19 protein-coding genes are annotated in these 20,870 nt (G+C 68.8%); 7 read left to right on the top strand and 12 right to left on the bottom strand.

The features are described from left to right. Nucleotides 1-2 precede the first annotated feature (2 nt). Entirely contained in the window at nt 3-635 is a 633-nt protein-coding gene (locus EDC29_RS14865; RefSeq protein ID WP_005220290.1) for a trimeric intracellular cation channel family protein, read from the top strand. On the opposite strand, the gene EDC29_RS14860 is transcribed toward EDC29_RS14865, so the two are convergent. The 3 genes from EDC29_RS14860 to EDC29_RS14850 all read right to left on the bottom strand — a co-directional run bounded on the left by EDC29_RS14860 (nt 614) and on the right by EDC29_RS14850 (nt 3,558). Continuing rightward, nucleotides 614-1,288 carry a uracil-DNA glycosylase family protein gene (locus EDC29_RS14860; RefSeq protein WP_123139779.1) on the bottom strand — a complete coding sequence of 225 codons (675 nt, stop codon included), beginning with the start codon at nt 1,286-1,288 and terminating at the stop codon, nt 614-616. The two genes, EDC29_RS14865 and EDC29_RS14860, sit on opposite strands and share 22 nt — an antisense overlap. A gap of 18 nt (nt 1,289-1,306) precedes the next feature. Continuing rightward, a complete protein-coding gene (locus EDC29_RS14855; protein ID WP_243695655.1) occupies nt 1,307-1,822 on the bottom strand; it encodes a DinB family protein in 516 nt (171 codons plus the stop codon). A gap of 62 nt (nt 1,823-1,884) precedes the next feature. Next, complete coding sequence (locus EDC29_RS14850; RefSeq protein WP_123139781.1) at nt 1,885-3,558, bottom strand: glutamine--tRNA ligase/YqeY domain fusion protein; 1,674 nt, start codon at nt 3,556-3,558, stop codon at nt 1,885-1,887. Nucleotides 3,559-4,079: 521 nt separating this feature from the next. Here EDC29_RS14850 and EDC29_RS14840 point away from each other — a divergent pair. Next, the gene (locus tag EDC29_RS14840) at nt 4,080-4,388 is read left to right on the top strand and encodes a DUF1840 domain-containing protein (protein ID WP_123139782.1); all 309 of its coding nucleotides are present in this window, start codon (nt 4,080-4,082) and stop codon (nt 4,386-4,388) included. 138 nt (nt 4,389-4,526) lie between these two features. Next, nucleotides 4,527-5,279: a PEP-CTERM sorting domain-containing protein gene (locus EDC29_RS14835; RefSeq protein WP_132230521.1), complete on the top strand. Its 753-nt coding sequence runs from the start codon at nt 4,527-4,529 to the stop codon at nt 5,277-5,279. Nucleotides 5,280-5,350: 71 nt separating this feature from the next. Here EDC29_RS14835 and gltX read toward each other — a convergent pair whose 3' ends face one another. Beyond that, nucleotides 5,351-6,766 (bottom strand): glutamate--tRNA ligase, encoded by a 1,416-nt coding sequence (gltX, locus tag EDC29_RS14830; protein WP_132230519.1) that lies wholly within the window; start codon nt 6,764-6,766, stop codon nt 5,351-5,353. Nucleotides 6,767-6,873: 107 nt separating this feature from the next. On the opposite strand from gltX, the gene EDC29_RS17325 reads away from it, so the two are divergent. The 3 genes from EDC29_RS17325 to EDC29_RS14820 all read left to right on the top strand — a co-directional run bounded on the left by EDC29_RS17325 (nt 6,874) and on the right by EDC29_RS14820 (nt 8,198). After that, complete coding sequence (locus EDC29_RS17325; RefSeq protein WP_165913548.1) at nt 6,874-7,038, top strand: phosphotransferase; 165 nt, start codon at nt 6,874-6,876, stop codon at nt 7,036-7,038. 69 nt (nt 7,039-7,107) lie between these two features. Beyond that, a complete protein-coding gene (locus EDC29_RS14825; RefSeq protein WP_223806088.1) occupies nt 7,108-7,479 on the top strand; it encodes an Mth938-like domain-containing protein in 372 nt (123 codons plus the stop codon). Nucleotides 7,480-7,499: 20 nt separating this feature from the next. Beyond that, nucleotides 7,500-8,198, top strand: a complete 699-nt coding sequence (locus EDC29_RS14820) for a hypothetical protein (protein WP_123139785.1) — start codon at nt 7,500-7,502, stop codon at nt 8,196-8,198. Here the strand turns inward: EDC29_RS14820 and EDC29_RS14815 are convergent. From EDC29_RS14815 to mtnA, 8 genes are all read right to left on the bottom strand, one after another. Continuing rightward, nucleotides 8,177-9,043, bottom strand: coding sequence for a prephenate dehydrogenase (locus tag EDC29_RS14815; protein WP_132230517.1), 867 nt, complete (start codon nt 9,041-9,043; stop codon nt 8,177-8,179). The two genes, EDC29_RS14820 and EDC29_RS14815, sit on opposite strands and share 22 nt — an antisense overlap. After that, the gene (gene hisC / locus EDC29_RS14810) at nt 9,040-10,152 is read right to left on the bottom strand and encodes a histidinol-phosphate transaminase (protein ID WP_132230515.1); all 1,113 of its coding nucleotides are present in this window, start codon (nt 10,150-10,152) and stop codon (nt 9,040-9,042) included. Before hisC ends, EDC29_RS14815 begins: the two co-directional genes overlap by 4 nt. A gap of 141 nt (nt 10,153-10,293) precedes the next feature. Next, nucleotides 10,294-11,394, bottom strand: a complete 1,101-nt coding sequence (gene pheA / locus EDC29_RS14805; RefSeq protein ID WP_123139788.1) for a prephenate dehydratase — start codon at nt 11,392-11,394, stop codon at nt 10,294-10,296. Between the two features lie 2 nt (nt 11,395-11,396). Next, nucleotides 11,397-12,581: a 3-phosphoglycerate dehydrogenase family protein gene (locus EDC29_RS14800; protein WP_123139789.1), complete on the bottom strand. Its 1,185-nt coding sequence runs from the start codon at nt 12,579-12,581 to the stop codon at nt 11,397-11,399. A 53-nt stretch (nt 12,582-12,634) separates the two neighbouring features. After that, nucleotides 12,635-13,720 (bottom strand): 3-phosphoserine/phosphohydroxythreonine transaminase, encoded by a 1,086-nt coding sequence (gene serC / locus EDC29_RS14795; protein ID WP_123142546.1) that lies wholly within the window; start codon nt 13,718-13,720, stop codon nt 12,635-12,637. A 33-nt stretch (nt 13,721-13,753) separates the two neighbouring features. Further along, nucleotides 13,754-16,366, bottom strand: coding sequence for a DNA gyrase subunit A (gyrA, locus tag EDC29_RS14790; protein ID WP_123142545.1), 2,613 nt, complete (start codon nt 16,364-16,366; stop codon nt 13,754-13,756). Between the two features lie 651 nt (nt 16,367-17,017). Further along, a complete protein-coding gene (locus EDC29_RS14780) occupies nt 17,018-18,067 on the bottom strand; it encodes an EAL domain-containing protein (protein ID WP_123139792.1) in 1,050 nt (349 codons plus the stop codon). Nucleotides 18,068-18,176: 109 nt separating this feature from the next. Beyond that, on the bottom strand, nt 18,177-19,232 hold the full coding sequence (gene mtnA, locus EDC29_RS14775) for an S-methyl-5-thioribose-1-phosphate isomerase (RefSeq protein WP_132230513.1): 1,056 nt from the start codon (nt 19,230-19,232) through the stop codon (nt 18,177-18,179). A gap of 70 nt (nt 19,233-19,302) precedes the next feature. On the opposite strand from mtnA, the gene EDC29_RS14770 reads away from it, so the two are divergent. Then, a complete protein-coding gene (locus EDC29_RS14770) occupies nt 19,303-20,619 on the top strand; it encodes a TRZ/ATZ family hydrolase (protein WP_123139794.1) in 1,317 nt (438 codons plus the stop codon). The last annotated feature ends 251 nt before the right edge of the window (nt 20,620-20,870 follow it).

The raw sequence follows: 20,870 nt of genomic DNA, 5'->3' as shown, positions 1-20,870 counted from the left end.
ACATGCCCCAACTGCACATCCCGCTCGATCTGCTGATGTACTGCACCAGCCTCGCCGCGGTGGCGATGATGGCCGCCGCCGCGGTATTGGAGGCCGGGCGCAAGCGCTTCGACCTGTTCGGCATGGTGGTGGTGGCGCTCGCCGCCGCGCTCGGCGGCGGCTCGCTGCGCGACCTGCTGCTCGATCGCCCGGTGTTCTGGATCGCCGACCAGACCTATTCGATCGTCGCCCTCGGCGCGGCGCTCTTCACCTTCTTCCTGGCGCGGGTGTTCTCGCTGCCGGCGCGGCTGTTCCTGATCCCCGACGCGCTCGGACTGGCGCTGTTCACCGTCACCGGCACCAAGGCCGCGCTCGCCTGGGACGCGCCCTGGTTGGTGGCGAGCTTCATGGGGGTGATCACCGGGGTGGTCGGCGGCATCCTCCGCGACGTGCTCTGCAACGAGGAGCCGCTGGTGTTCCAGGGCACCCTCTACGCCACCGCCTCCTGGCTCGGCGCACTGGTGCTCCTGGCGATGCTCGAACTGGAGATCAACCCCAGCATCGCCGCCGTCACCGGCGGCAGCCTGGTGTTCCTGCTCCGGCTGGCGGCGATCCGCTGGGAGATCAGCCTGCCCTACTTCACCACCAAGGAGTGATCGGCGCGCAGCGCGCGCCACGCCGGGTGCGCCTCGATCAGCGCCAGCGCCTCGGCCAGCAGGGTCTTGCCCGGCTCCATCTTGAACCAGGTCGAGGCCCCCGAGGAGTGCGGCAACGGGATCATGTCCGCCTCCCACCCGGCCGGGTCGCGATAGCGCCACTGCTGACCGACCACCTCGTTGAGCCGCTTGAAGTCCATCAACTGAGCGATGGCGAGCTTGCCCACCGGGATGATCAGCCGTGGCCGCAACAACGCCAGCTCGCCGCGCCACCACTCGGCGCAACGCGCGATCTCCTCGCCATCCGGCACCCGGTCCCCGCCCTTGGGGTTCTTGCCCGGGAAGCAGCGACACACGGCGCTGATCAGCAGCCGCTCGCGACAGACCGGCTCGTCCATGCCGATCGAGCCGAGCCAGCGGAACAGCGTCTTGCCCGCGGTCCAGCAGAACGGCAACCCCTGCTCGATCTCGCGGGTACCCGGCGCCTGACCGACCAGCATCACCGGCGAGATCAGGGTGGCGCTGTGCACCGAGGGGCCGAACATCGCCGGGCAGCGACGACAGTCCTCGAGCGCGTGGTGCAACCGGGTCAGGGCAGCGAGCCGGTCGGCCGGGGCGGCGTCGGCGGCGACGGTGAAGGGGGTTGAAGACATCGGACTCCTGAGACGGGATCAGTCGAGACGGCGCGCGATCCGCTGGATCTGCACGCGATGGATGCGGTTGTGCAGCGCCGCCAGGGCGTGCCACTGGCGAGCGCTGAGGGGGCCGAACCAGGGATGGGGATAGGGTTCACGACCATTGAGCACGCCGAGGCGTTCGATCACCTCGGCGTGGCGCTCGACGCTCGCGCGCAGCGCATCGATACGGTCGGGTCCGGCGTCGAGATGCGGGGTGACATCGGCGGGTGCGATCTCGACGCTGTGCCCCTGGCTGACACAGAGGGCATGGACCAGCGCGGTGACGGCGGTGTTCACCATCACCAGGTGATCGAGCACCATGTAGACCGACCAGTCACGTCCACCGGGCTCGAGTCCGGCGACGCGACGGATGCGCACCGCACGCCGCCCCTGCACCTCGTCGAGCCCGGCGGCGATGGCACAGGCCTGCTCGGCCTCGCGGCGAAACAGACGCAGCACCGACCCCGGCGGCGACAGCGCGGCATAGGCGCGCAGGCCGAGATCGGCCACCAGGCGCTCGTGTGCCGGGAGGCGCTGACCCGTCGGATCGGTTGCGTCGGTCTCGCGTCTACTCACCCGTTGCCCTTGCCCCAGCTGTCACGCAGCCCCACGGTGCGGTTGAACACCGGGCGCTGCGCCGTCGAATCGGGATCGACGACGAAATAGCCCTCACGCTCGAACTGGAAGCGCTCGCCCGGCTGTGCCCCACCGAGGCTCGGCTCGAGCATGCAATCGACCAGCACCTCGAGCGAGTCGGGGTTGATGTCGTTGCGATAATCCTGCCCCTCGGCGCCGGGCATCGCAACCCGGAACAGACGGTCGTAGAGACGCACCTCGGCGGCCACCGCGTGCGCGGCGGCGACCCAGTGGATCACCCCCTTGACCTTGCGCCCCTCGGGCTTGCAGCCGAGGGTGGCCGGGTCGATGCTTGCGCGCAGCTCGACGACCTCGCCGGCAGCGTCCTTCACCACCTCGTCGCAACGGATCACATAGGCGTTGCGCAACCGCACCTCACCGCCCGGCACCAGCCGCTTGAAGCCCTTCGGCGGGACCTCGGCGAAGTCCGCGCGATCGATATAGAGCTCGCGCCCGAAGGGGATCTCGCGGCTGCCCATCGACTCGTCCTTGGGATGGTTGGCCGCGCTGATGTTGAGCACCTCGTCCTCGGGGTAGTTGGTCAGCACCACCTTGAGCGGGCGCAGCACCGCCATGCGCCGGGGCGCGTGGGCGTCGAGATCGTCGCGGATGGCGCTCTCGAGCATCGCCATCTCCACCCGGTTCTCCGACTTGGTCACGCCGATGCGCTCGCAGAACTCGCGCAGCGCCGTCGGGGTGTAGCCACGCCGACGCAGCCCGGCGATGGTCGGCATGCGCGGATCGTCCCAGCCATCGACGTGCCCCTCGGCGACCAGCTCGGTGAGCTTGCGCTTGCTGGTGACGGTGTACTCGAGGTTGAGCCGGCTGAACTCGATCTGACGCGGCCGGCTCGGCACCGAAACGTGCTCGACGCACCAGTCGTAGAGCGGACGGTGGTCCTCGAACTCGAGGGTGCAGAGCGAGTGGGTGACGCCCTCGATGGCATCGCTCAGCGGGTGGGTGAAGTCATAGGTCGGGTAGAGACACCAGGCGTCCCCGGTCTGGTGATGGATCACCCCGTGCTTGATGCGATAGAGCACCGGGTCGCGCAGATTGATGTTGGGCGCGGCCATGTCGATGCGCGCGCGCAGGGTGCGCGAACCATCGGGGAACTCACCGGCGCGCATCCGCGCGAACAGCTCGAGGTTCTCCGCCACCGGGCGATCGCGCCACGGGCTCGGGCGACCGGGCTCGGTGAGGGTGCCGCGATACTCGCGCATCTGCTCGGCGTCGAGCTCGCAGACATAGGCCAGCCCCTGCTCGATCAGCTCGACGGCGAAGCCATAGAGCCGCTCGAAGTAGTCGGAGGCGAACCGCGCCTGCCCGCCCCACTCGAAGCCGAGCCAGCGCACGTCGGTCTTGATCGCCTCGACGAACTCGACGTTCTCCTTGTGCGGATTGGTGTCGTCGAAGCGCAGGTTGCACTGCCCACCGAGCGACTCGGCCAAGCCGAAGTTGAGCGCAATCGACTTGGCGTGGCCGATGTGCAGATAACCATTGGGCTCGGGCGGGAAACGGGTCACCACCCGGTCGTGGGTCCCGGCGGCCAGATCCGCTTCGACGATCTGGCGGATGAAGTTGGTGCGGGTCGGCTCGGCAGCGTCGGTCATGATGTCTCGGGCAGGCGATAGATTGATTGGACGACGAACAGGATATTTTATCGCGCGCGTCCCTGGGCGTCAGCCTGACTGATCGGTCGACAGCGGGCAGCGCTCAGCTGCCAGCCGCCAGTGGGCGTACAGACTCGACGAACGCAGCGGGCACGAACCACCCCACGCCGCCTCTCGCTGTCAGCCCCAAAACACAGCAGGACCTGCGTGATGCTCTTGCTGTTGATCTGCTCACCACCACCCACCGAGAGCGCCCCCCTTCGCGATTTTGCGATCCGCGCCCCGGCTGCCACCATCCAACTGGAGGCTGGAGGCTGGAGGCTGGAGGCTGGAGGCTGGAGGCTGGAGGCTGGAGGCTGGAGGCTGGAGGCTGGAGGCTGGGGGCTGGAGACTCTTCCCCTTGCTTCGTCTCCTTTGCGTCTTTGCGGTTCAATCCCCTGGCGACTGGCGACTGGCGACTGGCGACTGGCGACTGGCGACTGCTAGCCTAGCCCTTCACCCGCCCATCATCGGAGCCGATCATGCTCGTTCATTTCCAGACCAGTGCTTATGCCACCATCACCATGTTCGGCGAGGTCGCCGTGCCCCTGATCAAGCTGATGGGGCACAGCGGCAGCGTGCCCGGCGCGCTGCTCGCCGCCGATGTCCCCCGGGCGCTGGAGCGACTGCGCGACGGGGTCGCGGATCACCCCGGGCTTTATCTCGATCCGCGGCGCGATGAGGACGACGGCGAGCGCCGCCATGTCAGCCTCGCCCATCGCGCCCTGCCGCTCATCGAGCTCCTGGAGGCGGCCGCGGCCGCCGAGGCCAATGTGATGTGGGACCACTGAACGGGCACTGGCGCACTCAAGGCGGCACGCCCGGAGTGGTAATCTGATCCGTTCTGGAGGGATTCCAGGCACGGGCGCGAAGGCGCCCGGTCCCCACCGCCGGGACCGGTCGGCGGCGATCACGACAACGATAAGCACATGCGCACGCACAGCAGACGACTTCTCGGCCTCACCCTCGGGCTCACCAGCCTGTCGGCGCTGGCCACACCGATCGACCTCTCCGGCTGGCAGGCCGAGGGACCCGGCAAGTGGCAACTCGGCGACCCGGGCAGCGTCACCCAGACCCGCAACGAGGCCCCCACCGTTTTCTTCAGCAGCGACCCGGCCCAGGGCTTGAGCCTCTCCGGACAGCTCCAGGTCGACTATGCCAAGGACAACGATGTCATCGGCTTCGTCCTCGGCTATCGAGCCGGCGATCTCGGCGCCAGCGACGTCGACTATCTGCTGATCGACTGGCGCCGCTCGGACCAGAGCCGCTACGGCGGGCGCGCCGAGGGCGGTCTGGCCATCTCGCGCGTCACCGATCGGCTCGACGAGAACAGCGGCGCCTGGTGGCACGACCCGGCTCAGGGCGTCGAGGAGCTGGCGCGCGGGCTCACCCTCGGCGATACCGGCTGGGACCCCTACACCAGCTACGACTTCGACCTGCACTTCACCGCCACCGGGGTCGAACTGTTCATCGACGGCATCAAGGAACTCGATCTGGCGGGCAACTTCGCCGACGGCGGGATCGGTTTCTACAACTACTCGCAGCGCAACGCGATCTACTCCGGGCTGCAGTTCACCGCGCTCGCCGCGGACGATAGCGGCGCTAGCATTCCGACGCCGACGAGCCTCGCCCTGCTGCTCGCGGGCGTCCTCGGGCTGGGGCTGAGTCGCCGCACGCGCTGAGCCCGAACGCAAGCGCGCCGGGGCCCGCGAGGACCCCGGCGCGCGGGTCGTTCAAGCCGACGACGGACCGATCAGGCGGCGCTCTCGCGCTCGGCGATATAGGCGAGCGCCTTGTCGATACGACGCAGCGTCGCCTCCTTGCCGACCAGCATCAGCGTCTCCTCGATCCCCGGGGAGGCGGCGCGACCGACGATGGCCACGCGCAGCGGCTGGGCGACCTTGCCCATCTTCACCTCCAGCTCCTCGGAGACGCGCTCGACCACGCGCTTGAGATCGTCCGGGTTCCAGTCCTCGTAGGCCATCATCTCGAAGGCGGCGCGCAACCGCTCGAGCGCCTCGCGCGCGACCGGACGCAGGTGCTTCTTCGCCGAGGTCTCGTCGAACGCCTCGAAGTCCTGGTAGCAGAAGGCGCTGATCTCGGCCAGCTCGGCGAGGGTCTTGGCGCGCGCGGCCTGGGCCTTGACCACCTCGGCCAGCTCCGGGCCGGTGCTGGGGTCGATCCCCAGCCGGCCCATGTGCGGGCTGAGCAGACGGGCGATGCGGGAAGGCTCGGCATGGTGCAGATAGTGCTGGTTGAGCCAGTCGAGCTTGTCGGTGTTGAAGGCCGAGGCGGCCTTGTTGACCGCGCCGATGTCGAACAGCTCGACCATCTCCTCGAGCGAGAAGATCTCCTGATCGCCGTGCGACCAGCCCAGACGCACCAGATAGTTGAGCAGCGCCTCGGGCAGATAGCCCTGATCGCGATAGGACATCACCCCCACCGCACCGTGACGCTTGGACAGCCGCGCGCCGTCGTCGCCGAGGATCATCGGCACGTGGGCGTACTGCGGCACGTCGCGACCGAGCGCGCGCAGGATGTTGATCTGGCGCGGGGTGTTGTTGATGTGGTCGTCGCCACGGATGACATGGGTGATGCCCATGTCGGCGTCGTCCACCACCACGGTGAGGTTGTAGGTCGGCGAGCCGTCGCTGCGACGGATGATCAGGTCGTCGAGCTCGGCGTTGTTGAACGGCATCCGTCCGCGGATCATGTCGTCGACCACCACCACGCCGTCGGCGGGGTTCTTGAAACGGATCACGTGCGGCTTGTCGGGGTCGACCTGACGGGTGCGGCAGCAGCCGTCATAGCGCGGCTTGACCTTGCGCGCCATCTGGTCCTCGCGCAGCTTCTCGAGCCGCTCCTTGGGACAGTCGCAGCGATAGGCCAGACCCTTGTCGAGCAGCTCGTCGATGACCTGGTTGTAACGGTCGAAGCGCTGCGTCTGGTAGAAGGGCCCCTCGTCGTACTCGAGCCCGAGCCAGGTCATGCCCTCGAGGATCGCGTTGACCGACTCCTCGGTCGAGCGTTCGAGATCGGTGTCCTCGATCCGCAGCACGAACTGCCCACCGTGCCTGCGGGCGAAGAGATAGCTGAACAGCGCGGTACGAGCGCCGCCGACGTGCAGATAGCCGGTTGGAGACGGTGCGAATCGGGTACGAACGGTCATGGGATTCCGGATCGGTTGTGATGGGAGTGAGCGCAGATTCTAGCAGAGCCGACCGCCGCGAACCCGGGTGGCGCGGTCGGCGGAAAATCGAGACGAGCGAAGCGCAAATGATACGACCGACCGCCAGCCGCCAGCGTCACGCCGAGCGCGCTGCGGCTGGCGGCTGGCGGCTGGCGGCTGGCGGCTGGCGGCTGGCGGCTGGCGGCTGGCGGCTGGCGGCTGAAGGCTGGCGGCTGGCGGCTGGCGGCTGGCGGCTGAAGGCTGGCGGCTGAAGGCTGAAGGCTGAAGGCTGAAGGCTGGCGGCTTGTCCCCTCCCCGAGCCCTGGGGTATGGTCCGAGACATGAAATTCGCCCAGACAGAAGACGCCGACAGCAACCGGGTACAGGGTTACGGCCCCGAGGGGACCCAGATCCGCGACCGGCGCTACACCCATGCCCTGCTGGTCTCGGCCGAACGGCTCGACCCCGACTGGGGACCGGCGCGCGCCGAGGCGCTCACCCCCGAGCACATCGCCGCGCTGCTCGAGGGCGATCCCCAGGTCATCGTCATCGGCACCGGGGCGCGTCAGGTCTTCCCCGACCCCGCGGTCTATCGCGAGGCGATCGCGCGCGGGGTCGGCGTCGAGTTCATGGACACCGGCGCGGCCTGCCGCACCTTCAACATCCTCCTCGCCGAGGACCGGCGAGTGGTGGCCGGGCTGCTGCCCTACTGACCCGCACCGGAGCACACGCCATGGATCGCGCCCTGGTCCCCGGTCTCCTCATCGCCGCCCTGCTCGCCATCCTCGGACTGGCGCTGCTGATGCCCGATCCGCCGGCGCCCGCCGGTGCGCGTCTGCCCTGGCAGGTGAGCCTCAGCGCCGACGGCGCCACCGAGGTCTTCGGTCTGACCCTCGGCACCAGCACCCTGGCCGACGCCCGCACGCTGTTCGGCGAGTCGGGCGAGCTGAACCTGTTTCGCGCAGGCACCGAGCAGGCGCCGCGCCTGAGCGTCGAGGCCTATTTCGCGCGCCTGCACCTGCACCGGCTGCGCGCCGACTTCATCCTCAGTCTGGCGATCCCGCCCGAGCGGCTGACCGCGGCCTATGCCCGCGGGCTGCGCATCAGCCAGCTGCCGAGCGGCGACAAGAAGGTCCGTCTCGCCCCCGAGGACGAGACCGCGTTCGCCGCCGCGCCGATCCGCGCCATCACCTACCTGCCCCAGGCGCGGCTCGATCCGGCGCTGATCGAGCGCCGCTTCGGCCAGCCGGCACAGCGCCTCGTCGAGTCCGAGGGCGGCATCGTCCACTACCTTTATCCCGACCGCGGCATCGACATCGCCCTCGCCGCCGACGGCGAGACCGTCATCCAGTACGTCGCCCCGGCGGCCTTCGACACCCTGCTCGCGCCGCTCGAGGCGCGCGCGCTCGATCAGCGCACGCCGTCGATGTAGCGGTCGCGCGCCTCACGCGCGCGCGCGAACAACGCCAGCAGCTCGTCGCCGTCCTCCTCGCGGATCAACCGCGCGAGATCGGCCAGCTCGACGCTGAAGCGTCCGAGCATCGCGCTCAACGCCTCGCGGTTAGCCAGACAGATGTCGCGCCACATCTCCGGACTGCTCGAGGCGATACGGGTGAAGTCGCGAAAGCCGCCGGCGGCGTAGCGGAAGATCTCGTCGTTCTCGCGCATCCGCGCCAGGGTGTCGACCAGACCGAAGGCGAGCATGTGCGGCAGGTGGCTGGTCGCGGCCAGCACCTCGTCGTGGTGGGAGACGTCCATCCGCGTCACCTCGGCCCCGCAGGCCCGCCACATCGCCTCGACCCGATCGACCGCCTCCGGCGCGGTCTGCTCCACCGGGGTGAGGATCACCCGACGATCGCGATAGAGCTCGGCGAAGGCGGCCTCGACCCCGCTGCGCTCGGTGCCGGCGATCGGGTGTCCCGGCACCAGGAACGGCGGCGGCGCGCCGAACACCGCGCCGGCATCGGCCACCACGCTGCCCTTGACGCTGCCGCCGTCGGTGACCACCGCACCCGGCGCGAGCGCCGGGGCGATGGTCTCGAGCACCCCCCGCATCGCCCGCATGGGCACGGCGAGGAAGACCATGTCGGCGCCGGCGACGGCCTCGGCCGGGTCCTGGCTGAAGCGATCGATCACCCCCAGCTCGCGGGCGCGCTCGAGGTTGGGCAGCGAGCGGCCGCAGCCGACCACCTCGCCGACCGCCCCGGCCTCGCGCAGCGCGCGCGCCAGCGAGCCGCCGATCAGCCCGACGCCGATGACCGCGAGCCGCGCGATCATCGGCCCAGCACCTGCTCGAGTGCGGCGATGCAGCGGGCGTTCTCCGCCTCCAGCCCGATGCTGATGCGCAGGTGATTGGGCAGCCCGTAGTTGGCCACCGGACGCACGATCACCCCCAGGCGCAGCAGGGCGTCGTTGACCGGCCCGGCCGGCCGACCGACGTCGACGGTGATGAAGTTGCCCACCGATGGGATGAAATCGAGCCCCAGACGCGCGAAGGCCTCGGTGTACTGGCGCATCCCGGCACGGTTGAGCTCGACCGAGGCGCGCACGTGCTCGCGATCGTCGAGGGCGGCGACCGCCGCGGCCTGGGCCAGGGCGTTGACATTGAACGGCTGGCGCACCCGGTTGAGCAGGTCGGCGACCTTGGGGTGGCTCAGCCCGTAGCCGACGCGCAGCGCCGCCAGCCCGTGGACCTTGGCGAAGGTGCGGGTAACGATCAGGTTGGGGTGCTTCTCCAGCCACAGGGTGGCGTCGGGGAAGTCGGGCTCGCTGACATAGTCGGTATAGGCCTCGTCGATCACCACCAGACAGGTGCGCGGCAGCGCCTCGATGAAGCTCTTGAGCACGGCGGCGTCGAGCCAGGTACCGCTGGGGTTGTTGGGGTTGGCGATCCACACCACCCGGGTGCGCTCGTTGACCAGCGCGGCCATCGCTTCGAGATCGTGGCCGTAGTCGCGCGCCGGGGCGATGCGCGCGCTCGCCCCCACCGCCTGGGTGGAGATGGCATAGACGGCGAAGGCGTGTTCGGAGAACACCGACTCGGTGCCGGGCTGGAGGAAGGCGCGCGCGATCAGGTCGAGCACATCGTTGGAGCCGTTGCCGAGGGTCACCGCACTCGGCGAGACGTCGTGGTGGGCGGCGATCGCCATGCGCAACTCGAAGCCACCGCCGTCGGGGTAGCGACCGAGGTCGCCGCAGGCCTCGGCGATCGCCGCGCGCGCCTTGGGGCCGGGGCCGAGCGGATTCTCGTTGGAGGCGAGCTTGACCGCGTCGGTGATGCCGAGCTCACGTTCGAGCTCGGCCATCGGCTTGCCGGGGACATAGGGCGAGAGACCGGCGACCCAGGGTGCGGCGATCTCGAGGAAGGGGTTGTCTTGATTGGGCATGATGCAGACTCGCGATGTTCTCGTCCTGATCGTCCCGGGGGATGGGACGAGATCCGTGATTGATGATCGGAGGCCGGGCGACGCGCGATCGCCCGGTAGCAGTCTCGACCGGCGCAGGGGCTGCGCCGGGGTCGGTCGCGGCTAGAGTACCGCCACCGGATAGGAGCCGAGCACCTTGAACAGCTGCGCCTCGCGCTCCAGGTGTTCGAGCGCCGCGGCGACCGGCAGGTCCTCGCGGTGACCGATGATGTCGACGAAAAAGACATAGTCCCAGATACCGCGTCGCGAGGGCCGCGACTCGATCCGGGTCATGCTGATGCCGTGGGCGGCCAAGGGCATCAGCAGCGCATGCAGCCCGCCGGCCTTGTTGCGACACGAGAGCAGCAGGCTGGTCTTGTCCTCGCCGCTCGGCGGTGCGTCCTGCTTGCCGATGACGAGAAAACGGGTGGTGTTGCCCGGCTCGTCCTCGATGCGCTCGGCGAGCACCGCCAGGCCGTAGATCTCGGCGGCCTGATGGCCGGCCACCGCCGCCGCGCCCGACTCCTTGGCGGCGGTGCGCGCGGCGTCGGCGTTGCTGCCGACGGCCACCCGCTCGGCGTGCGGCAGATAGCGATCGAGCCACTCGCGACACTGGGCGAGCGACTGCTGGTGCGAATAGACGGTGCGGATCGCGCCGAGCTCGGTCTCGGCGCTCATCAGATGATGATGGATGCGCAGCGTGACCTCGCCGGTGATCGCCAGCGGCGAGGTCATGAACAGGTCGAGGGTGTGGCTGACCACACCCTCGGTGGAGTTCTCCACCGGCACCACGCCGAAGTCGCAGGAGCCGGCCTCGACCTCGCGGAAGATCTCGTCGATGGTGGCCATCGCCCGGGTCACCACCGAGTGACCGAAGTGCTTGATCGCCGCGGCCTGGGTGAAGGTACCCTCGGGCCCGAGAAAGGCGGCCTGCAACGGACGCTCGAGCGCCAGACAGGCGGACATGATCTCGCGAAACAGCCGTGCCACCTCCTCGCCGTCGAGGGGCCCCGGGTTGGCGTCCTTGACCCGGCGCAGGATCGAGACCTCGCGCTCGGGACGATAGAACTGTACCGCGCGGCCATCGGTCTCGGTCTTGATGTGGGCAACACGCTGGGCACAGCGCGCCCGCTCGCTGATCAGATCGAGCAGTTCCTGGTCGATGGCATCGATCCGTCCACGGACCTGATCGAGCCCGTCCTGGTCGTGTGTGTTGTCGGCCATGGTCAGCACGCCTCCGGCAGCGGGTCGAGCGCACGCGCCGAGCACACCCCATCGATCGCCGCCAGGGCGGCGAGCGTCTCCGGCGGACAACGCCGGTCGACGTCGATCAGGGTCACCGCGATGGTCTCGCGCGAGCGGTTGAGCATATCGAGGATATTGAGCCCGGCGGTGCCGAGATGGGTCGAGATCTGACCGACCATGTTGGGGACATTGTTGTTGACGATGGAGATCCGTGCACCGCCGTTGCGCGGCAGCACGATCTCGGGGAAGTTGACCGAATGGGTCACGTTGCCGTTCTCCAGATAGTCGCGCAGCTGCTCGGCGACCATCACTGCACAGTTGTCCTCCGCCTCCCGGGTCGAGGCACCCAGGTGCGGCAGCACCACCACCTGCGGGTGGGCCTTGAGCTGGTTGTTGGGGAAATCGCAGCAGTAGCCGTGGAGCCGCCCCTCGTCGAGCGCCGCGAGCACCGCCGCGTCGTCGACGATGCCGCGCCGCGAGAAGTTCAGCAACAGCGCCCCGTGACGCATGCCGCGGATACGCGTGGCATCGATCAGATGACGGGTGTCCTCGGTCAGCGGCACGTGGAGGGTGACGCAATCGGCACGCGCGAGCACCTCGTCGACGCTGTGCGCGGCCTCGACGTCGTGTTCGAGCTGCCAGGCGCGGGCCACGGTGATGGTGGGGTCATAGCCGATCACCCGCATCCCCAGCGCCCGCGCCGCATTGGCCACCTTGACCCCGATCGCGCCGAGCCCGATCACCCCGAGGGTACGCCCCGGCAGCTCGAAGCCGACGAAGGCGCGCTTGCCCTGCTCCACCGCCTGCTGGATGGCGGCATCGTCGCCATCCAGCCCCTCGACGAAGCGCAGCGCCTGGGCGATGTTGCGCGAGCCGATCAGCAGCGCCGCGAGCACCAGCTCCTTGACCGCGTTGGCGTTGGCTCCCGGGGTGTTGAACACCGCCACCCCGCGCGCGGTCAGCGCCGCCACCGGGATGTTGTTGGTGCCCGCGCCGGCGCGCCCGACGGCGCGTACCGAGGACGGCACCGCCGCGGCCTGCAACGGCGCCGAGCGCAGCAGGATGGCGTCCGGGTGGACGATCTCCGAGGCCACCTCGTAGTGCTCGCGCGGCAGCCGCTCGAGCCCGGCCACCGCGATCTGATTCAAGGTCTGGATCCTGAACATGCCCGCTCGGCCTCCTGCATGATGACGGACGCGCGCCGACGCCCGGACGCGCCTCAGCCGTGACGACGCTCGAACTCGCGCATAAACGCGACCAGCGCCTCGACCCCGGACTCGGGCATGGCGTTATAGATGCTCGCGCGCATCCCGCCAGCCGAGCGATGGCCCTTGAGCGCGGTCAGCCCCGCGGCCGCGGCCTCTTCGAGGAAGCGCCCGTCGAGCGCCGGATCGGCCAGGGTGAAGGGGACGTTCATCCACGAACGCGACCCCGGGTCCACCGGATTATGGTAGAAGTCGGATGCGTCGATGGTGCCATAGAGCAGCGCCGCCTTGCGGGCGTTGATCTCGGCCATCGCGCCCAGCCCACCGTTCTCCCGAAGCCACTGGAACACCAGCCCGGCGAGGTACCAGGCATAGGTCGGCGGGGTGTTGTACATGGAATCGGCGTCGGCGTGGACCTTGTAGTCGAACATGGTCGGGGTCGCCGCCTGCGGCTGGCCGAGCAGGTCGTCGCGGACGATGACGATGGTCAGTCCGGCCGGACCGATGTTCTTCTGCGCCCCGGCATAGATCAGCCCGAAGCGCGAGACGTCGATCGGGCGCGACAGCAGGGTCGAGGACATGTCGGCGACCAGCGGCACCACGCCGGTCTCGGGGACGTAGGAGAACTCGACCCCGGCGATGGTCTCGTTGGGGGTGTAGTGGACATAGGCCGCGCGCTCGCCGCTGAGCGCCAGCTCGTGCTGCGCCGGGGCGCGGCCGAGCGACTCCTCGACGGTGCTGGCGGCGACATTGACCGCGCAGTAACGCCGCGCCTCGGCGATCGCCTTCTTCGACCAGGTGCCGGTATTGACGTAGTCGGCCTCGCCCTTGCCGCGCAGCAGGTTCATCGGCACCATCGCGAACTGGCTCGAGGCACCGCCCTGGAGGAACAGCACCCGGTAGTTGTCCGGGATGCCCAGCAACGCGCGCAGGTCGGCCTCGGCGCGCTCGGCGATGGAGACGAAGGCCTTGCCGCGGTGGCTCATCTCGGCCACGCAGGTCCCCGTACCATGCCAGTCGAGCATCTCCTCGCGGGCCTGCTGCAGCACCGCCTCGGGCAGCATCGCTGGCCCGGCGCTGAAATTGTACACTCGAGCCATTCTCACTCTTCCCCTAGCACAGAATCAGGATTGTCAATCGCGCGGCTCGGCATCCGCGCCCGCCTCGTCGGCAACATCCGAGGCATCGGCCTCGGCCTCCGCCGCCTCCTCCTCATCGAGCGCGACCACGCGCTCGACATAGGCCAGCCGCTCGCCGGCGCCGAGGTTGATCAGCTTGACGCCCTGGGCATCGCGCCCGACCACCGGGATCTCGTCGACCGAGGTCCGGATCAGGGTGCCGTGCTCGGTGATCAGCATGATCTCGTCGCCCGGCAGCACCAGCACCGCGCCGACCTGCTCGCCGTTGCGCTCCGAGGTGCGGATGGCGATCACGCCCTGGGTCCCGCGCCCCTTGGTCGGGAACTGGTCGACCGTGGTGCGCTTACCATACCCGTTTTCGGTGACGCTGAGCACGGTGCCGGGCTCGGGCACCACCAGCGAGATGACGCGCTGATCGGGCTGCAGCTTGACCCCGCGCACGCCGTGCGCGGTCCGCCCCATCGCCCGCACCTGGTCCTCGGAGAAGCGTACCGCCTTGCCGGCGGAGGTAAACAGCATCAGGTCCTGGTTGCCGTCGGTGATCGCCACCCCGACGAGATACTCGTCCTCGTGCAGATCGATGGCGATGATGCCGCGCGAGAGCGGACGCGAGAAGTCCTGGAGCGGCGTCTTCTTGACCGTGCCGGCGCTGGTGGCCATGAACACGAAGTAACCGTCCTCGTACTCGCGCACCGGCAGCATCGCGGTGATGCGCTCGCCCTGCTCGAGCGGCAGCAGGTTGACCATCGGTCGACCGCGCGCGCTGCGTCCGCCCTGGGGCAGCTCGTAGACCTTGATCCAGTAGACCCGACCACGGCTGGAGAAGCAGAGCACGGTGTCGTGGGTGTTGGCCACGAACAGCCGATCGATGAAGTCCTCCTCGCGGAAGGAGGTCGCGCTCTTGCCGCGCCCGCCGCGGTGCTGGGCCTGGTAGTCGCTGAGCGGCTGGGCCTTGACGTAGCCCTGGTGGGAGAGCGTCACCACCAGGTCCTCGGGGGCGATCAGGTCCTCGAGGGTGAGGTCGGTGTGGTCGATCTGGATCTCGGTGCGACGCGCGCTGCCGAACTGCTCGCGGATCGCCTCCAGCTCCTCGCGGATCACCGCCATCAGCCGCTCGGGATCGCCGAGGATCGACAGCAGCTCGCCGATGCGGGCGAGGATCTCCTCGAACTCCTTGAGGATCTTCTCCTGCTCGAGCCCGGTGAGTCGGTGCAGCTGCAGCTCGAGGATCGCCTTGGCCTGGCGCTCGCTCAGGCGGTAGCCTTCATCGGTCATGCCGAAGCCGGGATCGAGCGTCTCCGGACGGGTCTGCTCGGCCCCGGTGCGCGACAGCATGTCGCTGACCGCGCCCGGCGCCCAGGCCCGCGTCATCAGTCGCTCGCGGGCCTCGGCCGGGCTCGGCGAGGCCTTGATGGTGGCGATCACCTCGTCGATGTTGGCCAGGGCGATGGCGTAGCCCTCGAGCACGTGGGCGCGATCGCGCGCCTTGCGCAGCTCGTAGAGGGTGCGGCGGGTGACCACGTCGCGCCGGTGACGCAGGAAGTATTCGAGGATCTGCTTGAGATTGAGGGTGCGCGGCTGACCGTCGACCAGGGCCACCATGTTGATGCCGAACACCTGCTGCATCTGGGTGTGCTGGTAGAGGTTGTTGAGCAGCACCTCGGGATGGGTGTCGCGCTTGAGCTCGATGACGATGCGCATGCCGTCCTTGTCGGACTCGTCGCGCAGCCCGTCCTGGGCGATGCCCTCGATCTTCTTCTCCTTGACCAGCTCGGCGATGCGCTCGAGCAGCCGCGCCTTGTTGACCTGATAGGGCAGCTCGGTGACCACGATCGCCTCGCGACCGCTGCGACTCTGCTCCTCGAAGTCGGCGCGCGCGCGCATCACCACCCGGCCCCGGCCGGTGCGATAGGCCTCGCGGATGCCACGTACCCCGTTGATCAGGGCACCGGTGGGGAAGTCCGGGCCGGGCACCAGCTCGATCAGCTGCTCGAGATCGACCAGGGGGTCGTCGATGATCGCCAGACAGGCGTCGATCACCTCGTTGAGGTTGTGCGGCGGGATGTTGGTCGCCATGCCCACGGCGATGCCCGAGGAGCCGTTGACCAGCAGGTTCGGGAAGCGCGCCGGCAACACCGTCGGTTCCTGCTCGGTGTTGTCGTAGTTGGGCGCGAAGTCGACCGTCTCCTTGTCGAGGTCGTCGAGCAGCGCATCGGCGATGCGGGTCATCCGCACCTCGGTGTAACGCATCGCCGCCGGCGGATCGCCGTCGACCGAACCGAAGTTGCCCTGACCGTCGACCAACAGGTTGCGCATCGAGAACGGCTGGGCCATGCGCACCATGGTGTCGTAGATGGCCGAGTCGCCATGGGGGTGGTACTTACCCATGACGTCACCGACGACGCGCGCCGACTTGCGATAGGCGCGATTCCACACGTTGCCCTGCTCGTGCATCGAGAAGAGCACCCGGCGGTGCACGGGCTTGAGACCGTCGCGGACATCCGGCAGCGCGCGCCCCACGATCACGCTCATGGCGTAATCAAGATAGGACTGACGCATCTCGTCCTCGAGATTGATGGGCAGGACTTCTCTGGCGAATTCTGGCATGGGTGTGGTGAACCGGCTGTAAGCGTGCTTGAGGGAACCTCAGAGCGAGGCCCCTGATGCGTGTTCTGAACCTGTCGATTCTACCACGCCGCGCCAAGGCACGCTGGAGACGATCGGCTGGGCGGGGAAGCAGCGACCAGGGAAGAGCGAACCGCCGAGAGGATCGAACCGCCAAGATACCGTCTTGCCCGTCAATCGCCGATCATGCACACCAGCCTCCCCGACTGGAGGCTGGAAGCTGATCGCTGGAAGCTGGTTCGAACCGCCAAGCCGCCAAGAGCGCGAAGATGGAGAAAGGCTTCCAGCCGCCAGCTTCCAGTGAAGGGGCTGGGTTGTCTCGTCGCGTCGCGGTTGACCGCAAACCGACACTGGAGGCTGCTTGCTGAAGACTGGTCGCTTTCTTCGCGCACTTTGCGGCTTTGCGGTTCAATCTCCTGGCGATTGGCGACTGGCGACTGGCGACTGGCGGCTGGCGGCTGGTAGCTGGTAGCTGGCGGCTGATAACTGGCGGCTGATAGCTGGCGACTTTGCGGTTCAATCTCCTGGCGATTGGCGACTGGCGACTGGCGACTGGCGGCTGGCGGCTGGTAGCTGGTAGCTGGCGGCTGATAACTGGCGGCTGATAGCTGGCGACTGGCAGCGACCCTCCGCTCAGCCCCCGGCCACCCCGGGACCGGGGCGTCCGAACAGATAGCCCTGGACCAGATCGGCGCCGTGACGGCGGACGTAGTCGAGTTCGGCCTCGGTCTCGATGCCCTCGGCGAGGAGTTCGATGTCGAGCTCGGCGGCGATGCCGGCGAGGGCGCGATAGATCGACTGGCGGGCGGGATCGCGGTCGATGTCGCGGATGATCTCCATGTCGACCTTGATGATGTCGGGGCGCAGCTGGGCGAGTAGGTTGAGCGAGGCATAACCGCTGCCGACGTCATCGAGCGCCACCCGGTAGCCGGCGTCGCGATAGTAGTCGAGGATGCGTTTGAGGTGCTCGATATCACCGACGCGCTCGGTCTCGACCACCTCGAAGACGATCCGACCGGGATCGATGCCAAGCTTGCGCGCCCAACCGACGGTGCTGCGCAGACAGTGCACCGGATCGTAGATCGCCGTCGGCAGGAAGTTGATGAACAGCAGCCCGTCGAGCCCCTGGGCGGCGGCGCAGTGCAGCGCCGCGGCACGCGCCTGACGATCGACCTGGAACAACAGGTCGTTGGCCGCAGCCAGCGAGAAGATCTCGCCCGGGAACATCAGCCCGCCCTCCGGCAACCGTCCGCGCAGCAGCGCCTCGTGCCCGACCACCGCACCATCGGCGATCGAGACGATCGGCTGGAACCAACTGACGAAGCGCTGGTATTCGAGGATCTCGAGCAGCGGGCGCGCCGCCAGCAGGGCGAACCAACGCTCCAGCGAATGGGCGCGGGTGAAGGCGTGAAAATCCAGGCCCTCTCCCGGAGCGAGCAACAGTGCCAGGATGCCCTCGCGCTCGAGGGCGTTGAACGGTTGATCGACCCGCAGTCGCTCGAGGAAGTCGAGCAGGCAGGTGTCGGGCAGGCGCACCACCATCTCCTCGACCCGGTGGACCAGCAACGCCTGCTCGAGATAGCCGAGACACTTGTCGCGCAGCTCGCGCACCGCAAAGGTCAACAACAGCTCGCCCCGCGCCGAGGACGTCAGGGGCAGTGTCTGACAACGCGGACAGGCCATGAGGATCTCCATCTGTGAGGACCGCGGGTCAAGGGCCGGACCGCACAGGCCCGACCCCTTGATCTATGGATAACAGGCGCGCGGCCCAAGGTCCAACCCGACGCCCACCTCAGCCCATCAGCGCGCGCATCCGTTCAGGGGTCGGCTCGAGCACCACCCCGCGCTCGGTGACGATGGCATCGACCAGCGCCGCCGGGGTGACGTCGAACACCGGGTTGCGCGCCGCGCAGCCCGCCGGCGCCACCGGGTTGCCGCCGCAGCCGAGCAGCTCGGCCGGATCGCGCTCCTCGATCGGGATCTCGGCGCCGGTGGCCAGCCCCATGTCGATGGTCGAGGTCGGCGCCGCGACCATGAAGCGGATGCCGTGATGACGCGCCATCACCGCCAGACCATAGGTACCGATCTTGTTGGCGACGTCGCCGTTGGCGGTGATGCGATCGGCGCCGACCACCACCCAGCCGACCCGCCCCTGCGCCATCAGGCTGGCGGCCGCACAGTCGGCCTGGAGGGTGACCGGGATGTCGTCCTGCATCAGCTCCCAGGCGGTCAGCCGCGCGCCCTGCATCCACGGCCGGGTCTCGTCGGCGTAGACCCGCTCGACCTTGCCCGCGGCGTGCGCGGCGCGCACCACGCCGAGCGCGGTGCCATAACCGCCGGTGGCCAGGGCGCCGGCGTTGCAGTGGGTGATGATCTCGGTCGGCGCGGTGATCAGCGCCGCGCCCAGCTCACCGATACGCCGGTTGGCCGCGCGGTCCTCCTCGTGCACCGCGCGCGCCTCGGCGAGCAGCGCGGCGAAGGGGTCGTCGGCACCCAGGGTGGCGATCAGCGCGCGCATCCGCCGAATCGCCCAGAACAGGTTGACCGCCGTCGGACGCGACCCGGCGAGCCGCTCCAGATCACCTTCGATGGCCTGCTTCCAGTCCGTCCCGGCGGCGGCGAAGGCGGTGCGCCCGGCAAGCGCCACGCCATAGGCCGCGGCCACACCGATCGCCGGCGCGCCCCGCACCACCATGTCGCGGATCGCCTCGGCGACGGCGGCGGCGTCATCGTAGGCCAGCACCTCGATGCGCGCGGGCAGCACCCGCTGGTCGAGCAGATAGAGACGATCGTCCTGCCAGCGCACGGCGTCATCGGGGGTGGGGACGAACGGGGTTGCAGTTTCCATCAAAGGCTCCTTGTGGCATTTTGCGCGCATTGTCCCCGATTTTGCCGCCGTCACCAAAGGACCCCTATCGATGCAAGCCGAGCTCCTCATTCATGCCCCGTGGATTCTCCCGGTCGACGCCGCCGACAGCCAGCTCGACGACCATGCGATCGCGGTGTCCGAGGGGCGTATCCAGGCGCTGCTGCCCTCGACCGAGGCGCGCGCCAGCATCGAGGCGCAACGCGAGATCGAGCTCCCAGGGCACGTGCTCATCCCCGGGCTGATCAACGCTCACACCCACGCGGCGATGAGTCTGATGCGCGGGCTCGCCGACGACCTGCCGCTGATGACCTGGCTGCACGAGCACATCTGGCCGGCCGAGCAGCGCTGGGTCGATCCCGCCTTCGTCGGCGACGGCACCCGCCTGGCGGTGCTCGAGATGCTGCGCGGCGGCGTGACCTGCTACAACGACATGTACTTCCACCCCGAGGTCAGCGCCCAGGTCACCGCCGAGGCCGGGATGCGCGCGGTCATCGGCATGATCGTGATCGATTTTCCCACCGGCTATGCCGCCGACGCCGACGGCTATATCGCCAAGGGGCTGGCGCTGCACGAACGCTATCGCGATCATCCGCTGATCCAGGTCGCCTTCGCCCCGCACTCGCCCTATACCGTCTCCGACGCGCCGCTGGGCCGAGTGCGCACCCTCGCCGATCAGCTCGAGATCCCGATCCACATCCATGTCCACGAGACCCGCGACGAGGTCGCGCAGTCGCTGCGCGATCACGGCCAGCGCCCGCTGGCGCGGCTCGACGGGCTCGGGCTGCTCGACCCGGCGCTGCTGGCGGTGCACATGACCCAGCTCGAGGACGCCGAGATCGAGCGTCTCGCCGCCACCGGCGCCCATGTCGTCCACTGCCCCGAGTCCAACCTCAAGCTCGCCAGCGGCTTCTGTCCGCTCGCCAGACTGCTCGAGGCCGGGGTCAACGTCGCCCTCGGCACCGACGGCGCGGCCAGCAACAATGATCTCAGCATGCTCGGCGAGATGCGCACCGCCGCGCTGCTCGCCAAGGGCGTCTCCGGCTCGGCCGCCGCCGTCCCGGCGAGCGCCGCGCTGCGCATGGCCACCATCAACGGCGCGCGCGCCCTCGGGCTCGATGACGAGATCGGCTCGCTCGAGACCGGCAAGGCCGCCGACATCGTCGCCGTCGACCTCGGCGATGCCCACACCCAGCCGGTCTATCACCCCACCTCGCAGCTGGTCTACGCCGCCAGCAGCCATCAGGTGCGCCAGGTCTGGATCAACGGCCGCCAGGTACTGCGCGACGGTGCCCCGACCCTGATCGACACCGCCGACACCTTCGCCCGCGCCCGCACCTGGGGCGAGCGCCTGGCCGCGAGCGATTGAGTGCTGCCGGAGAACCGTTGCAAGCTGTTGAACCGCAAAGACGCGAAGGACGCAAAGAAAGCGACCGTTTGGCCTGGGGGCCTGTATTCAAGCGTTGTGATCATCACCAGATCGCCTCTCCTCCAGCAGCCTTTCATCCCTTCGTGCGCTTCGCGTCTTGTATCTTGCCACCCCGTGGTGGTTAGCTCCCACCGCGCGAGATTGAGGCAGCTCGATTGCGACTGAAGGCCTGGACCTTGCCGCAAAGATTC

The organism is Marichromatium gracile (genome assembly GCF_004343155.1).
GTDB classification, from domain to species: domain Bacteria; phylum Pseudomonadota; class Gammaproteobacteria; order Chromatiales; family Chromatiaceae; genus Marichromatium; species Marichromatium gracile.
The sequence above is the reverse complement of the archived record's forward strand: the minus strand, read 5'-3'. Positions and strand labels throughout refer to the sequence as shown.

Bases quoted from the DNA above. Each gene is read 5' to 3' on its own strand.
- EDC29_RS14865 (WP_005220290.1), top strand. From the start codon at position 3: ATGCCCCAACTGCACATCCCGCTCGATCTGCTGATGTACTGCACCAGC.
- EDC29_RS14860 (WP_123139779.1), bottom strand. From the start codon at position 1,288: ATGTCTTCAACCCCCTTCACCGTCGCCGCCGACGCCGCCCCGGCCGAC.
- EDC29_RS14850 (WP_123139781.1), bottom strand. From the start codon at position 3,558: ATGACCGACGCTGCCGAGCCGACCCGCACCAACTTCATCCGCCAGATC.
- EDC29_RS14840 (WP_123139782.1), top strand. From the start codon at position 4,080: ATGCTCGTTCATTTCCAGACCAGTGCTTATGCCACCATCACCATGTTC.
- EDC29_RS14835 (WP_132230521.1), top strand. From the start codon at position 4,527: ATGCGCACGCACAGCAGACGACTTCTCGGCCTCACCCTCGGGCTCACC.
- gltX (WP_132230519.1), bottom strand. From the start codon at position 6,766: ATGACCGTTCGTACCCGATTCGCACCGTCTCCAACCGGCTATCTGCAC.
- EDC29_RS17325 (WP_165913548.1), top strand. From the start codon at position 6,874: ATGATACGACCGACCGCCAGCCGCCAGCGTCACGCCGAGCGCGCTGCG.
- EDC29_RS14825 (WP_223806088.1), top strand. From the start codon at position 7,108: ATGAAATTCGCCCAGACAGAAGACGCCGACAGCAACCGGGTACAGGGT.
- EDC29_RS14820 (WP_123139785.1), top strand. From the start codon at position 7,500: ATGGATCGCGCCCTGGTCCCCGGTCTCCTCATCGCCGCCCTGCTCGCC.
- EDC29_RS14815 (WP_132230517.1), bottom strand. From the start codon at position 9,043: ATGATCGCGCGGCTCGCGGTCATCGGCGTCGGGCTGATCGGCGGCTCG.
- hisC (WP_132230515.1), bottom strand. From the start codon at position 10,152: ATGCCCAATCAAGACAACCCCTTCCTCGAGATCGCCGCACCCTGGGTC.
- pheA (WP_123139788.1), bottom strand. From the start codon at position 11,394: ATGGCCGACAACACACACGACCAGGACGGGCTCGATCAGGTCCGTGGA.
- EDC29_RS14800 (WP_123139789.1), bottom strand. From the start codon at position 12,581: ATGTTCAGGATCCAGACCTTGAATCAGATCGCGGTGGCCGGGCTCGAG.
- serC (WP_123142546.1), bottom strand. From the start codon at position 13,720: ATGGCTCGAGTGTACAATTTCAGCGCCGGGCCAGCGATGCTGCCCGAG.
- gyrA (WP_123142545.1), bottom strand. From the start codon at position 16,366: ATGCCAGAATTCGCCAGAGAAGTCCTGCCCATCAATCTCGAGGACGAG.
- EDC29_RS14780 (WP_123139792.1), bottom strand. From the start codon at position 18,067: ATGGCCTGTCCGCGTTGTCAGACACTGCCCCTGACGTCCTCGGCGCGG.
- mtnA (WP_132230513.1), bottom strand. From the start codon at position 19,232: ATGGAAACTGCAACCCCGTTCGTCCCCACCCCCGATGACGCCGTGCGC.
- EDC29_RS14770 (WP_123139794.1), top strand. From the start codon at position 19,303: ATGCAAGCCGAGCTCCTCATTCATGCCCCGTGGATTCTCCCGGTCGAC.